Source organism: Clostridium sp. FP2, assembly GCF_011065955.2.
In the GTDB taxonomy this organism is placed as follows: Bacteria; Bacillota; Clostridia; order Clostridiales; family Clostridiaceae; genus Clostridium_AD; species Clostridium_AD tagluense.
The window spans coordinates 531,594-546,572 of the sequence record NZ_JAAMNI020000001.1 but is presented as its reverse complement, the minus strand read 5'-3'; the positions used below and the strand labels follow the sequence as shown (position 1 = coordinate 546,572).

At 30.8% G+C, this 14,979-nt stretch carries 12 protein-coding genes; 1 reads left to right on the top strand and 11 read right to left on the bottom strand.

The genetic code is table 11. The features are described from left to right. Positions 1–304: 304 nt before the first annotated feature. The 6 genes from G9F71_RS02620 to G9F71_RS02595 form a co-directional block, all read right to left on the bottom strand. Positions 305–1,153: a 3-hydroxybutyryl-CoA dehydrogenase gene (locus G9F71_RS02620; RefSeq protein ID WP_164951006.1), complete on the bottom strand. Its 849-nt coding sequence runs from the start codon at positions 1,151–1,153 to the stop codon at positions 305–307. 125 nt (positions 1,154–1,278) lie between these two features. Continuing rightward, the gene (locus tag G9F71_RS02615; RefSeq protein ID WP_164951007.1) at positions 1,279–2,289 is read right to left on the bottom strand and encodes an electron transfer flavoprotein subunit alpha/FixB family protein; all 1,011 of its coding nucleotides are present in this window, start codon (positions 2,287–2,289) and stop codon (positions 1,279–1,281) included. Between the two features lie 13 nt (positions 2,290–2,302). Beyond that, positions 2,303–3,085 carry an electron transfer flavoprotein subunit beta/FixA family protein gene (locus G9F71_RS02610; RefSeq protein WP_164951008.1) on the bottom strand — a complete coding sequence of 261 codons (783 nt, stop codon included), beginning with the start codon at positions 3,083–3,085 and terminating at the stop codon, positions 2,303–2,305. Between the two features lie 13 nt (positions 3,086–3,098). Next, positions 3,099–4,238: an acyl-CoA dehydrogenase gene (locus tag G9F71_RS02605; protein ID WP_124997312.1), complete on the bottom strand. Its 1,140-nt coding sequence runs from the start codon at positions 4,236–4,238 to the stop codon at positions 3,099–3,101. Between the two features lie 73 nt (positions 4,239–4,311). After that, positions 4,312–5,091 (bottom strand): short-chain-enoyl-CoA hydratase, encoded by a 780-nt coding sequence (locus tag G9F71_RS02600; RefSeq protein WP_164951009.1) that lies wholly within the window; start codon positions 5,089–5,091, stop codon positions 4,312–4,314. A gap of 199 nt (positions 5,092–5,290) precedes the next feature. After that, positions 5,291–5,929 (bottom strand): redox-sensing transcriptional repressor Rex, encoded by a 639-nt coding sequence (locus G9F71_RS02595; protein ID WP_164951010.1) that lies wholly within the window; start codon positions 5,927–5,929, stop codon positions 5,291–5,293. 345 nt (positions 5,930–6,274) lie between these two features. On the opposite strand from G9F71_RS02595, the gene abc-f reads away from it, so the two are divergent. Then, entirely contained in the window at positions 6,275–8,200 is a 1,926-nt protein-coding gene (abc-f, locus tag G9F71_RS02590; protein ID WP_164951073.1) for a ribosomal protection-like ABC-F family protein, read from the top strand. A 729-nt stretch (positions 8,201–8,929) separates the two neighbouring features. On the opposite strand, the gene G9F71_RS02585 is transcribed toward abc-f, so the two are convergent. The 5 genes from G9F71_RS02585 to dltA all read right to left on the bottom strand — a co-directional run bounded on the left by G9F71_RS02585 (position 8,930) and on the right by dltA (position 14,589). Continuing rightward, positions 8,930–10,201 (bottom strand): M14 family metallopeptidase, encoded by a 1,272-nt coding sequence (locus tag G9F71_RS02585; protein WP_164951011.1) that lies wholly within the window; start codon positions 10,199–10,201, stop codon positions 8,930–8,932. Between the two features lie 313 nt (positions 10,202–10,514). Next, a complete protein-coding gene (dltD, locus tag G9F71_RS02580) occupies positions 10,515–11,714 on the bottom strand; it encodes a D-alanyl-lipoteichoic acid biosynthesis protein DltD (RefSeq protein ID WP_164951012.1) in 1,200 nt (399 codons plus the stop codon). After that, positions 11,714–11,953 (bottom strand): D-alanine--poly(phosphoribitol) ligase subunit DltC, encoded by a 240-nt coding sequence (gene dltC, locus G9F71_RS02575; protein ID WP_164951013.1) that lies wholly within the window; start codon positions 11,951–11,953, stop codon positions 11,714–11,716. Before dltC ends, dltD begins: the two co-directional genes overlap by 1 nt. 14 nt (positions 11,954–11,967) lie before the next feature. After that, positions 11,968–13,113 carry a D-alanyl-lipoteichoic acid biosynthesis protein DltB gene (gene dltB / locus G9F71_RS02570; RefSeq protein WP_164951014.1) on the bottom strand — a complete coding sequence of 382 codons (1,146 nt, stop codon included), beginning with the start codon at positions 13,111–13,113 and terminating at the stop codon, positions 11,968–11,970. After that, positions 13,114–14,589 (bottom strand): D-alanine--poly(phosphoribitol) ligase subunit DltA, encoded by a 1,476-nt coding sequence (gene dltA, locus G9F71_RS02565; RefSeq protein ID WP_164951015.1) that lies wholly within the window; start codon positions 14,587–14,589, stop codon positions 13,114–13,116. Positions 14,590–14,979: the final 390 nt, after the last annotated feature.

The following is a 14,979-nucleotide window of genomic DNA, read 5'->3' as shown; positions in this document are numbered from 1 at the left end:
GAATCATATGTTTTTATACTTATATACTTTTATATTTATATGTTTGTCAATACTTATGCCAACTTTGTTATTTGTTTAACTACATTGTTAATTATATAACGTCAGCAATTTAAAGTCAACCTTCAAGCGACAAAATTTGATATATTTGGTAAAATAGTTTTAAATACTAACTCTTTTTACTTAAACCTTACATGTTTGAGATATAGATAATTTTCATTTTTAGCAAGTACGAAAAACAAGAGCATTATAACTTGCTATAAGTTATAATACCCTCTAGATTCATTTCTCATATTAAAATATTATATTATCTTGTATAATTAAAGAATCCTTTTTTAGTTTTTCTTCCTAATAATCCGCCTCTAACGTATTTTCTTAAAAGACTATGAGCTCTGTATTTAGAGTCCCCAGTTTCTTTATATAAAACATCCATTATAGCAAGACATACGTCTAGTCCTATAAGGTCACCTAGTGCTAGTGGTCCCATTGGGTGATTAGCTCCTAGCATCATTGCTTTATCGATATCTTCTGCTGATGCAATACCTTCAGCAAATATTCCTATTGCTTCATTGACCATTGGTATTAATATTCTGTTTACCACAAATCCTGGTGCTTCTGCAATTTCTACAGGATCTTTTCCAATAGATATAGCAACTTCCTTTACAAGACCAAAAGTCTCTTCTGATGTTGCCATTCCTTTTATTACTTCTACAAGCTTCATCATTGGTGCTGGATTAAAGAAATGCATTCCTATAACCTTATCAGGTCTATTTGTAGCAGCTGCTACTTCTGTTATAGAAAGTGAAGATGTATTTGATGATAAAATAGTTTCTGGTTTGCAGATTTTATCGAGTTCTGCAAAAATTTGTTTCTTGATTTCCATGTTTTCTACAGCAGCTTCAACTACTAAATCACAATCTGCTGCTAAACTCATATCAGTAGTTCCTGTGATTCTTGAAAGTATTTCTTCCATATTTTCTACTGTTATTTTTTCCTTGCTAACTAATCTTTCTAGATTTTTTTTGATTCCAGCAAGTCCTTTATCTACAAATTCATCTTTTATATCTCTTATTATTACTTCATATCCTTTAGCTGCAAATGCCTGAACAATTCCAGCTCCCATAGTTCCAGCTCCAAGTACAAAAATCTTTTCCATAAATAACACGCTCCTCAAATTTCATTTTATTTAAAACTAAAAATAGTAACTATTTTTAAAACTTACTCTAATACTAAATTCTAGCATTAGAGCAAGTTCACTTTAATTAAATCTATTTAATTATATTATTTTTCATCATTTAATGCATTGATTTGAGCTACCATTTCAGGTAGAACTTTTGTATAATCTGCAGCTATTGCAATATCTGCAACTTTCATGATAGGTGCAGATGCATCCTTGTTTATAGCTATTATAAAATCAGAATCTTGCATACCAGCTAAATGCTGAATTGCTCCTGATATACCACAAGCTATATACACAGTTGGTCTAACAGTTTTTCCTGTTTGTCCTACTTGAAGTGATTTATCTACCCAACCATTCTCAACCGCTGCTCTAGATCCTCCAACAACCCCACCAAGGCTAGTTGCTAGTGTTTCCAGTATTGCAAAGTTCTCTTTAGATCCAACGCCACGACCACCAGATACAATGATATTCGCTTCTCCAATATCTGCTATATCTTTAGCAAGCTTTACAACTTCTAAAGTTTTAGTTCTGATATCAGCTTCTGTTAGATTTACAGTAACTTTTTCAATCTTGCAAGTTCTATTTTTATCTTTAGCTAATTTTTCAAAAACTCCTGGTCTAATAGTAGCCATTTGTGGTCTATGATCTCCGCAAACTATTGTAGCCATCAAGTTTCCTCCGAATGCTGGTCTTGTCATAAGTAAATTTTTAGTTTCTGTGTCTACATCCAAGGAAGTACAGTCAGCTGTAAGTCCTGTTGAAAGTCTTGCAGCTACCCTTGGTCCTAAATCTCTTCCTAAATAACTTGCTCCAATAAATATGACTTCTGGCTTTCTTTCGATAGCAAGTTCACAAATAACTTTTGCATAGGCATCAGTTGAAAAGTGTGCAAGTAGTGGGTGCTCAGCTACTATAACTTTATCTGCGCCAAATGCTATGAGTTCAGCCGTCATAGCATCTGTTTTATCTCCAAGTACTACCGCTGTTAATTCTACTTTTAATTTATCTGCTATTTCCCGTCCCTTACCTAAAATCTCAAGTGATACTTTTTGAAGTTCTCCATCTCTTTGCTCAGCAAAGACCCAGATTCCTTTATAATCTTCTATATTCATGCTAAATCCCTCCTTAAATAAAGTGGTTTTCTTTTAATTTTGAAACTACATACTGAGCTGCTTCTTTAGGTGGTAACTTTACAAGTTCTCCGTTTCCTTTAGGTTCTTTAGTCATAGACTTCTTAACCTTTGTTGGGGAACCGCTTAGTCCAAGAAGAGCTTTATCTGCTCCAATAATATCTGCATTCCAAACTTTAACTTCTTTATTTTGATACATATCAAAAATGTTTTTTATATTCATGTATCTTGGCTGATTTAACTCTTTTATAGCTGTTAAAAGAACCGGTGTTTTAACTTCTATGTTTTCATATCCATCTTCCCAAGCTTTTCTAACTTTTAATCCGCCCTTAATTATTTCAACTTTTTCAACGTATGTTATTTGAGCAAGACCTAAGTGTTCTGCTATTTCTGGACCAACTTGCGCTGTATCTCCATCAATTGCTTGTCTACCTGCAAAAACTACATCGTAGTCTAATTTTCTCAAAGTTGCTGCCAGTGCATGTGATGTAGCTAATGTATCTGCTCCTGCAAATGCTCTATCAGATACTAATATTGCGTCGTCCGCTCCCATAGCTAGTGCTTCTCTTAATGCTTTTTCCGCTTGTGGTGGTCCCATACTTATAACGGTTACATGAGCACCATCGCTATCTTTTAATCTTAGTGCTTCCTCTAGTGCATTTTTATCATCTGGATTTATGATTGATGGAACTCCTTCTCTTATAAGGGTTCCTGTCTTTGGATCTATTTTAACTTCATTTGTATCTGGAACTTGTTTTAAACATACAACTATATTCACTTTTAATCCCCTCCTACTTTAATAAGTTTGCAGCGATAACCATTTTTTGTACTTGTGAAGTTCCTTCGTAAATCTCAGTTATCTTAGCATCTCTCATCATTCTTTCTACTGGATATTCTTTTGTATATCCATATCCTCCGAAGATTTGAACAGCTTTAGTTGTAACTTCCATAGCTGTTTCTGATGCGTATAATTTTGCTCTAGCAGCTTCTAAACTGTATGGAAGGCCATTATCTTTATTCCATGCTGCCTTATATACTAAAAGTTTTGAAGCTTCAACTTTAACATCTAGTTCAGCCATCATCCATTGAAGTCCTTGGAATGCTGATAGAGGTTTTCCAAATTGTTTTCTTTCTTTCATGTATTTAGCTGCTGCTTCTAGTGCTCCTTCTGCAATTCCTAGTGCTTGAGCTGCTATACCAATTCTTCCTCCGTCAAGAGTTTTCATTGCTATACCAAAGCCTTTTCCTTCTTTTCCAAGCATGTTTTCTTTTGGAACTATGCAATTTTCAAATACAAGTTCAGTAGTTGAAGAGGCTCTTATTCCTAATTTATCTTCGTGTTTACCAATTGAAAATCCAGGAAACTCTTTTTCAACTATGAAAGCAGTAATTCCTTTTGTTCCTTTGCTCTTATCAGTCATAGCAAAGACTATAAATGTATCTGCTACTCCGCCATTCGTGATAAATATTTTCGAACCATTTAATATATAATTATCGCCCTCTAAAACCGCTGTAGTTTGTTGCTCAGACGCATCTGTTCCTGCATTGGGCTCAGTTAATCCAAAAGCTCCTAATTTTTCACCTTTTGCAAGTGGAATTAGATATTTTTTCTTTTGCTCTAATGTACCAAACATATCTATTGGGCCCGCGCATAATGAAGTATGGGCTGAAAGTATAACGCCTGTAGTTCCACATGCTTTTGATAATTCTTCAACAGCAATAACGTAAGATAAATTATCGCCACCCGCTCCACCAAATTCAGTTGAAATTGGAATACCAAGCATATGATATCTAGCCATTTTCTCTACAGTTTCCATAGGAAATCTTTCTGTTCTATCTATTTCTGCAGCTATTGGTTCAACTTCATTTATTGTGAATTCCCTTACCATTTGTTTTACAAATTCTTGTTGTTTTGTCAATGAAAAATCCATAACACTTCCTCCTCACTATTCTCTGATAAAAATAATAATTATTATCTTTATCTTGTTTTTTTAAATTTTGTATTTATTTATTTTTAAAGCATTTTTCTGATTTTTCAAGAAATGCTGTCATTCCACTTTTTTGATCTTCTGTGGCAAAGCACGCGCCAAAAATTTCAGCTTCATAAATTAAAGCTGTATCTATATCCATTTGCATACCTCTATTTATTGCTGTTTTACATAACTTAACAGCTATAGGTGCATTGCTAACAATTTTTTTAGCTAATAGTTTTGCTTCTTCAATTAAATTCTCAGGTTCTACTACCTTATTAACAAGCCCTATTCTTAAGGCTTCTTCTGCATTAATAATTTCTGCAGTAAATAATAATTGTTTAGCCATACCTGTGCCTACAAGTCTAGCAAGTCTTTGTGTACCTCCAAATCCAGGTGTTATTCCAAGGCCTGCCTCTGGTTGTCCAAATTTTGCTTTTGATGAAGCTATTCTGATATCACAAGCCATAGAAAGCTCACAACCTCCACCTAGCGCAAAACCGTTTACTGCCGCTATTACAGGTTTCTCTAAAGTCTCTAGTTTTCTAAATACACGGTTTCCTAAATTACCAAATTTTCTACCACCCATTGCATCTAGATCTTTCATTTCTGAGATATCAGCTCCTGCTACAAAAGCTTTCCCCTCTCCTGTTATAATCACTGCGTAAATCTGGTCATCATTTGCAATTTCATCAATTGCGAGTTCCAGCTCTTTTAATGTTTCTGTGTTTAATGCATTTAGAGCTTTGGGTCTACTAATTGTAATAACTGCAACTTTGTCTTCTTTTTGAAAAAAAACATTTTTGTATTCCACAACAATTCACTCCTTACGAATTAATCTATTATTAACAATTCGTTAATAATATAACAATTAAGATTGAAAAAATAGTTGAGGTACTTTGCCCCAATTACATTATATCTCTTTACGTCACTTATTTCAACAAAAAAAACACCTTTTTATTTAAAAACAGTGTTTTCCAACTTTTAATTATACTAAGTGTTCCACCACTATTTTATGGATATGTCCTGTCATTCATTAAACAACTGAGGGTTAAAAGACTTTCACTTAAATGGACATTCTCCACTATTATTTCTTCCGGTACCTCTAAATCTACAGGTGCGAAATTCCATATACCCTTAACCCCATTTGTTACCATCATATCAGCCACTGTTTGAGCATTGATTTTGGACACACAGATTACGCCAATGTCTATGGGTGTTTCTTTTAAAAACGCCACTAATCCATCTATATCTATTACTTCAACATCTCTAATTTTCAGTCCTATAAGCTTTGGATTAATATCAAAAATACCTGCTAAGTTAAATGCCAGCTTTTCAAAATTAGTGTAATTTGCAATAGCTTGCCCAATATTGCCTGCACCTACTATTATCATCTTATATTCTTTTGACAATCCTAGTATTCCGCTGATTTCGTTTAATAATTCTTTTACGTTATACCCGTACCCTTGTTGTCCAAAATCTCCGAAGCAATTCAAATCTTGTCTAATTTGAGATGCTGTAAACCCAATTTTCTCCCCTAATTCTTTTGAGGATATTCTATCTACATCATTTTTTAAAAGTTCTCTTAAGTATCTATGGTATTTAGGCAATCTTTTAATAACTGCCATTGATATATTCTTTTTTCTTTCCACAGTTTACATCCCTCCACCAACATCATAAATTTCATATTATTTATTTTACCACACTATTATAAGTTAACACTACTTTTTATTACAAATTTAATAGTTCTTATTGTATTTTCCCCATTTTACTTCCTTTCTACACTGTTTTTTAAAATTAATCCCACATATATTTGTTTTTCACTACAAAAGTTTCAATATAAATAGTACAATAATATATGAATGAACTTTAATTGTTATTTATAATTAATAGAGTCTCATATTTTTAGCAATTCAACTACATTAATTACTTCAAATAACATTGCATTTTATTATTGTAATAATATTTTAATACTACAGAGTAGGAAGGTGAACATAATAATAGTTCTAAGTTGCAAAGATATTCACAAAAGTTATGGTATAGATGTTATTTTAGACAAAATAACTTTTAGTATAAATGAAGGTGAAAAGGTCGGTTTTATTGGTGCTAATGGAGCTGGTAAATCTACACTTTTCAAAATACTTACAAATCAATTGGATTCTGATAATGGTGAGCTATTTATAGATAAAAACAAAAGAATTGGTTATCTATCTCAGGATTTAAGATTAAATTCCAATAATACTATATACGAAGAAACACTTTTAGTATTCGATAATCTATTAGCCTTAGAAAAAAACCTTAAAGATTTAGAATCAAAAATGAATGAACCTTATGATGCGTCAAAAGAAGAATACACTAACAGAATAATAAAAGAGTATACATTAACCTATGACCTTTACAATAATCGCGGCGGATACACCTATAAAGGAGAAATTAGTAGGGTTCTTAAAGGACTTGGCTTTATGGAAGAAGATTACAATAAGCCAATTAACATATTAAGCGGTGGTCAAAAAACTAGAGTTGCACTATGCAAGTTATTACTTAAAAATCCAGATGTACTTTTATTGGATGAACCTACTAACCACCTAGACTTAGATGCTATAGAATGGTTAGAAGATTATTTGAAATCCTATAAAGGGACTATGTTTATAATATCCCATGATAGATTCTTTTTAGATGCTATTTCTAATAAAACCTTTGAACTGCTTAACGGTCATGTAGATTGTTATAATGGGAACTATACAACTTTTATTGACTTAAAGAAGAAAAATTATGAGATTCAGTTAAAAGCCTACAATTTGCAGCAATCAGAAATAAAAAGGCAAGAGGATATTATAACTAAGTATAGGTCCTTTAATAGAGAAAAAAGTGTAAGGGCCGCAGATAGCAGACAAAAATCTTTAAACAAAATGGAAAAGATTGATCTACCTGATAGAGATCCTAAAGAAACTAGGATGAATTTCGAAACAGAAATTAAAAGTGGAAATGACGTTCTGCATATAGAAAATTTATCAAAATCATTTGGAGATAATCTTTTGTTCCAGAATTTAAATTTAGATATGAAAAGATCAGATAAGATTGCTCTTATTGGTGAAAATGGTCGCGGTAAAACCACTCTTTTTAAAATTATTATGGATAAAATGGCCAGTGATACAGGCATAAAAATATTAGGAAAAAATATTTTTGTAGGATATTATGACCAAGAACAATCAAATTTGAATGATGAAAAAACTATAATAGATGAGGTTTGGGATGAATTCCCTAAACTTACCACCACAGAAGTGCGCAGTGCACTCGCTGCATTTTTATTCATAGGAGAAGATGTATTTAAAAGTATATCCGCTTTAAGTGGTGGAGAAAGATGTAGGATTAATCTTCTAAAAATCATGCTATCTAAATCCAATTTCTTACTATTAGATGAACCAACAAATCACTTGGATATTATGTCCCGTGAAGCCTTAGAAGACTCAATCCTAGGATATGACGGCACCGTTATTGTAATATCTCATGATAGATATTTCTTAAACAAGGTAATTACTAAAATACTTGAATTAAATCAAGATGGCCTCAAAGAGTATTTAGGTAATTATAATTATTATATAGAAAAAAAGAAAAACCCTCTTAGGTTCCAAGTGGAAGAAGCCCAGGCCGGGATGTCAAAAACTCAAATTAATTTTGATAAAAAGAAGAAAAGAGAAGAATCAAAGTTAGAAAAACAAAAGAAAACGGACCTAAAAGACCTCGAAGATAAAATTTCTTCATTGGAACAAGAATCGGAAAAATTGAATAACGATCTATGCCTTGAAGAGGTTTATTCAAACCCTACTCGAAGTTCTGACGTAAATAATCAACTTTCAAATGTCAAAAAGGAACTTCAAGATCTTTATGCAGCTTGGGAAGCCTTTTTAGATGACGCAGAATAAAAAAAATCTATTTTAAGCATATTAAGGTTCGGAATGATTATAATTTGACTTTATTGATGAAGTACAATGAAAAGTATGAAATTTATCCTGCGTGCCTTGCAAACGAGCTCGAAACTGGAAATTCCATTTAAAATTCTAATCTTTTGCGATATAAAATTTCCTATCGCTCACATTCGCCATCCTGGCTCAGGTTCACTAGCCTGTCGTCCTGACAGGCTTACGGAAATTTTATATCGCAAAAGAAGAATTTTTAAATGGAATTTCAATGTTTCTTCGCTTCTTATTGCAATGCACTACGGATAAATTTCATACTTCCCAATACATTACTATTTTAACAAGCATCAAAAAGACTGCAGATAGAATACAAAAGTTCAGAAATATATAATAAGTTACAGACCCTTAGTTTATTTAGTAAACCTTAAGGTCTTTTACTATGAAAAATAATAGGTATTGGTATTTTTTCTTAGATTATGCTAACAAAAGTATATATTGCGCAGAATGCATTTGAACAAGCCTTAGTAATTCAAAATTTATTTTTTTGCAGCTGCGTAAAGAAAAAAGCATGTTTGAGCGACAGCGAGTTTGCTTTTTTTAGCAGCTGCAAATAAAATAAATTTTAGAATTACTTGGCGAAGTGAAAGCATTTTAGCAATATATACTTGACCTTATAGCCTAATATAAGAAAAAACGCTTAATTAAATTTCATACTCTTTTAATATTTATAAATAGTTAAACCAATGCTCCTTCTAATAATACTTTGATGTTATCCTTATAAATTTTATTAAATTGACTTATTGGAAGAGGATTTTCTCCAAGTCCAACCTCAATGGTATATCCAGGTTTTCTATATTTATCTATAAACCAATCCTTATATCCTGCAAAACTTGTAATTCCATAAGTTTCTGCGAGTTCATAACCACTTAATTTTGAAAATATCTCTCCTATTTTTCTAGCTTCCGGACTAGCCAAATTTTCAAAATCCCAGTATATCACTTCCCCTTGACTATGATAAGCTATTACTAATCTAAAATTATTTTTTCTTGTAAAATCTGCTAGAGCCTTAGACTCCGATTCTGATTCTGGCGACGTACCTGAATATCTTGTAGGCCCCGGTCCATACACCCCATAGCTTTTTTCTGCCTCCTTTGACTCTAACCATAGAGCATCATAATTATGATTAAGGTCTACGCCCCTTATATTTGCACTCCAAGTTTTAGAAAAATCCGTACTTCCATTATTCCACTTAATTAAATCATTGTAGTATGGATTACTCCTATCTAGACCATTAAGCACTAAATCAACACCATCTGGATTCACCATAGGCATCACATATATACTGCTCTTATTCCATATATCCTGGACATTGTAACCTTCTAAATTTTGTCCTGTAGCATAGGCTTTAGAAAAATTCTCAATAAACTTCATTAAAAGTACAGTAGTTATCCATTCAATAGCATGATGAGACCCATTATAAAAAACTTTATTAGGTCCATTCCCCAGTTTTACATAATAAAGTTCTTTTCCTAGCTCACTCTTGCCTGCACTGGCAACTTCAATAAATGGGTACCTAGCCTTTAGTCCTTCTAAATCTTTTTTCATAATATCATAAGTGTAGTCAATATTTGTATAAACAACCTCCAATGAATAAGGAACTATAATCTCACTTCCAACTTTCAAATTATTAGGATTTATTTGAGGATTAGCAGTAATTATACTTAGCGGTGTAGTGTAATATCTCCTTGCTATAAGATATAGTGTATCCCCGGGTCTAATTCTGTAGGTATCATAACCCATTAAAAATCTATTCATGAGTTTATAAGTGTCGTCATTTACTACTCCGGTAGGTAATAACCCAAAATATCTTTGGAACATCGATACTGCTGCTGCAGTTTTAGGTCCATAAATTCCATCTATTCCGTCCACACTATAACCTAATTTATTAAGTAGTGCTTGTATTTCCATTACCTCGGTTCCTCTTGAGCCTATCTTTAGGATTTGCAAATTCCCCCTCCTAAAATTTCTTATAGTACTATTTTATGAAATTTAATGAAAAATGTTACAGTTTTAAATGAATATATCAAAAATAAGCTTAAATTTACAATCAATTCAACATATTTAAACCAACAAAAAAGCACGTAAGAATTTTTACGTGCTTTCTTGTTGATTAATGAATATTATTCTTGAAATATCAAGAGCCACACACTAGATTTAAAACTGATTATAAATATAAGTAACCTTTGCATCAGGCTCAAATATAAACATATAACCACAACCTAAGATGACAATTGTATAGATGGCTATCATAAAGATTATATTATTTTTTAATTTCATTATAATACTTATCAATGGCTTCATTAACATACACCCAACCTTTCCATCCTAAATGGGAAGCATCCTTTAAAAAATAATTTTCATTTTCATGCATTGAAAAATCAGCAACTTCAAAGTCATAAGAACTAACCATATCATCTATCTTTTTATAATAAGCTTGCCTATCCCTTTTATTAAATCCAGCATAATCATACCATTTTCCGTTTACAGGTATATTTAAAATTAATGGTTTAATTCCTTCCTCCCTGCAAACATCTAACAGCAATTTAAAATCCTCATATTCTGGAGATACCTTATAGGTATCTTTTTTCATTGATCCCTTTTGTTTTTCAAAGGTTCCTTTAATTCTGGAATTATAAATATGATTTTCCATGCCAAATTTATTATTATTTGACTTTGGTTTAGCAGTTTCCACAGCTTTTTTTAATTCCTCATTCCAATTAATATTTGTATGCTGTGGTTGTTGATATTTTACAATTTCGGTATTAAGCTTAAGATATTTATTGCTATTTATATCATCCTTTAATGTTAATAGCTCATATTTTATCCAATAATATGGTGTCATTAAATATCTCTTAGTTATACTTAGTAAGTCCTTATTACTATAAAGAGAGCAATATGTCCTCATACGCTGAAAATCTCTATTAGGTTTTTTTGAAGTAATTGATATTACTCTTTTTGCGAACTCTTTTTTTGTGCTTAAATTTATATCATTATTAAACAAAAAACCATATGCCTGCAGCTCAGAAGAATTAGCTTCGAAGGTATTTTCATCAATACCTGCCTTTGTAAACCATTGAGGCGAGAGCACAAAAACAACCTTTTGTCCTTTTAAATTTTTGCCAAGTGCCCCAAAATCAGCAACATGCACTAAACATTTATAACCTGATGTACCTATAAGATTGATTTGGAAACCATCTTTTTTGCCATTAAAAAATTTAAATGGATGAGTAGAATACCCATTGCTGGCTACAAACTCAGAGGAACCAAACATCAAAAGATTATCCCCTTCTCTTGCTCCCATTTTTTGAAGCATTACACTTTTAAATTTATTAGCAGTTAAATTTTCTCCAAACTTGTCATAATATTTTTTTGAAATAAGACTTTCATAATGGCTTTGATAACAAAACAAAAAAACAATACTAATAATAATAGAACAAAATAAAGCTATGACCTTTTTCATTATATTCTACATTCAGAGAGGGCTTCAAGGTATTCAATAATTTTATTTGGTGTTTCTATATCTTTTCTTTCAACAACAGCAGGGTCAAGTATAATATTAATTTTTTCCTCTACTGCTACAATCAGTTCAATAACTCCTAATGAATCCAATCTTCCACTATCAAATAAATTCACATCACTTTCACTGCGTAAATCCTCCCCAGTAATTTCTTCTAATATATTATAAATTAATTCTTGCATATAAATTCCTCCTTCTATTTAAATAAATATCCTGAAAATATTAAAAAGCTAAAACATATCAAATTAAAGGTTGCAACAGTTGAAGCAATTTTAAAACAAACCTTTCCTTTGACTTTTTTGTAGATTACTTTTCTCTGAAAATAATCTGTAACTATGATCAAAATCCCATGATATGCACCGTAAACAATATAATTTAACTGAATTCCATGCCATAGCCCCATGGTTGTCATGGTTATCATGTAACCAATATATGAAGCTGTATATTTACTCTTGAACCACTTTTTCTTAAGAGCACTCATTACGAATCTATTATAAATAAAATCTCTAAACCAAAAAGATAAGCTCATGTGCCATCTGTTCCAAAAATCTTTTATATCTTTACTTATAAATGGAAGATTAAAGTTTTCAGGTGTTCTTATTCCCATTATATAGCTTACGCCTATGGCAATTAAACTGTAACCGGCAAAATCAAAAAACAAATAAAAACTATAAGAATACATATATTTAATTGCATTTATTAAAGTGTGTTGTCTTAATAAGATTATATTAATTAAATGTTCTTGTATATAATATCCTATTAAGAATTTATATCCTACTCCCTGTAAAATTTTAAATAGTCCATCACCTAAATATTCAACATATTGTCTGGGTTTAATAACCTTATTGCTTTCCTCCATAAATCTAATTGAACGATCGAGGGGTCCAGAGCTTAAGGTTGGAAAAAACAATATAAAATAAGCGAGATCAAAAATATTTATTTTGGTTATATACCCATCAAAAATTTGTATTAACATCTGAATAACTTTGAAAGTTAAATAAGAAATACCTAAAAATCCAAGCTCTTTGTGTATAAATATATTGCTGAACTTTGAGTAAATTAAGGGTGATAGACCAATTAATATTATAATCCAAAGTAACCATCTTTGTTTAAACTTTCTTACCATAAAGCTATAAATTATAATTAATAAAAATTCCATTACAAAAAATACAATTAAATATTCAACTTGTTGTCTTGAATTACCAAAAATCAAATAGATCATAAATAAGCTTGCCGGTAGACCATACCACTTTATCCTTTTGCCAAGCAAACCAACGACAATTGCCGGAATTAGTACCAAAATCATTAAATAAAAATACAAAAAATCTCCATAAGGAAGCATCTAAAATTCCTCCATTATCTTTTTTCTATCGATTTTTCCATTTCTATTCATAGGTAAAGCTTCTATTACCTTTACTTTGCGAGGTATCATATATGAAGGCAATAAATCCTTCAAGGAATTTTTAACTGAGATAATTATGTTTCCTTCAAACTTATCATTTATCACTACAACTGTTGCCAAATATTTAATTTTATTTTTTTCCTTAATAGGTACTACAACGGCATTTTTTATGAAAGGAAGTTTTTTTATATTATTTTCGATGTCTTCAATTTCTACTCTATAACCATTAAGTTTAATTTGATTATCTATTCGTCCCTCATAATATAGTAGCCCATTATCAATATACCCCGTATCTCCTGTCCTATAACCCCTCTTTTCAACATCTGAAATTTCTCTTTTAAAAAAGGATTTTTTTGTTAAAATAGGATCAGCAAAGTAGCCTATGCTTACACTATCACCTACTATTAATATTTCATTTGTATTTTCTTCTATGATTATTTCACAGTCTTTTTTTACGTACCCAACTGGAAGACTTTCTTTACTTAAAAGCATTTCTTGTTTTATTTCAATTGCAGTTACTGCCACTGTTGCCTCTGTTGGACCATAGAAATTTATTATTTTAATCTTAGGAAATCTTTCAAATAATTTTTTTACACATTCCTTGGAAAGTGTTTCTCCACAGAATAACAACTGCCTCAATTCAGGTAACAATTTTTCATTAAATTGCTCACTTTGCAAACACATTTCTGCAAAGGAAGGAGTAGAAACCCAAGTTGTAATTCCTGAAGACTTGAAATTTATAAAAAGCTCAAGTAAATTGGCTATCATCTCTTTATCAATACTATATAATATTGAACCAGAAACCAATGATAAATAAGTATCCATAACAGATAAATCAAAAGAAAAAGGTGCTTGATTCATAAATATTTTATCTTTTTTATCAATTAAATCCATACTCCAATCAATAAAACTTTGAATACAATTTTGGGTTATCTGAACTCCCTTTGGTTTACCAGTACTTCCTGACGTATATATAATGTAATAAACCTCTTCCCCCTTAATTCTATAACTCACATTTGGAATTTTATCCTTATATTGTAATGCATTTTCTTCTATTTCATTCTTATTTAATACTCTATCTGCAGGAATATCAATTAACTTATCTGATATATTTATAATTAGTTTAGCACCAGAAATAAATAAAATATCCTTAAGCCTTGTACTTGGAGTTGAGCTATCTACTGGAATATATGCATGTCCACTTTTTACACAAGCTAAAAAACTTATAAGCATTAAGTGATCTTTATGTCCAAAAACTATTATTGGAGTTTTGTCTTTCCCAAATAACTCTATAATATTTACAGCAAGTGAATCAGATTTTGTTTTTAACTCTTTATAAGTTAAGTTGCTATTCTTATAGATATGAGCTATTTTATTAGTATTACAATAACTCTCAATTATATCAATAAAATTCATAAATTCGCCTTCCTTCCTCTATATAAATTTATATCTCTTACATTTCCTTTCTTTTAATTTTAAAATTATCAATTCAAAATAACATTATTACTCCAATTAAACCCCACAATTCTACTTAATTCCTATTTCACTAAAATTTATTATATCAGTACTTTGCATAAATTCATATTTTAATATTTTTTTTCATAAAAATTTATCTTGTTTTGATAATGCATTTTATTTTAATGAACTAAATTATTCTCTTACATGTTGATATAAAGATAGTGCAAAATAATATTGAAATATATTATTTTGCACTATAAAAATGATGTCTTTTAAATTATAAGGAATGTAACACCATAGCAATTACAGTTACGTTCAAAAAAACATAATAAACTTAATAAGTCTCCA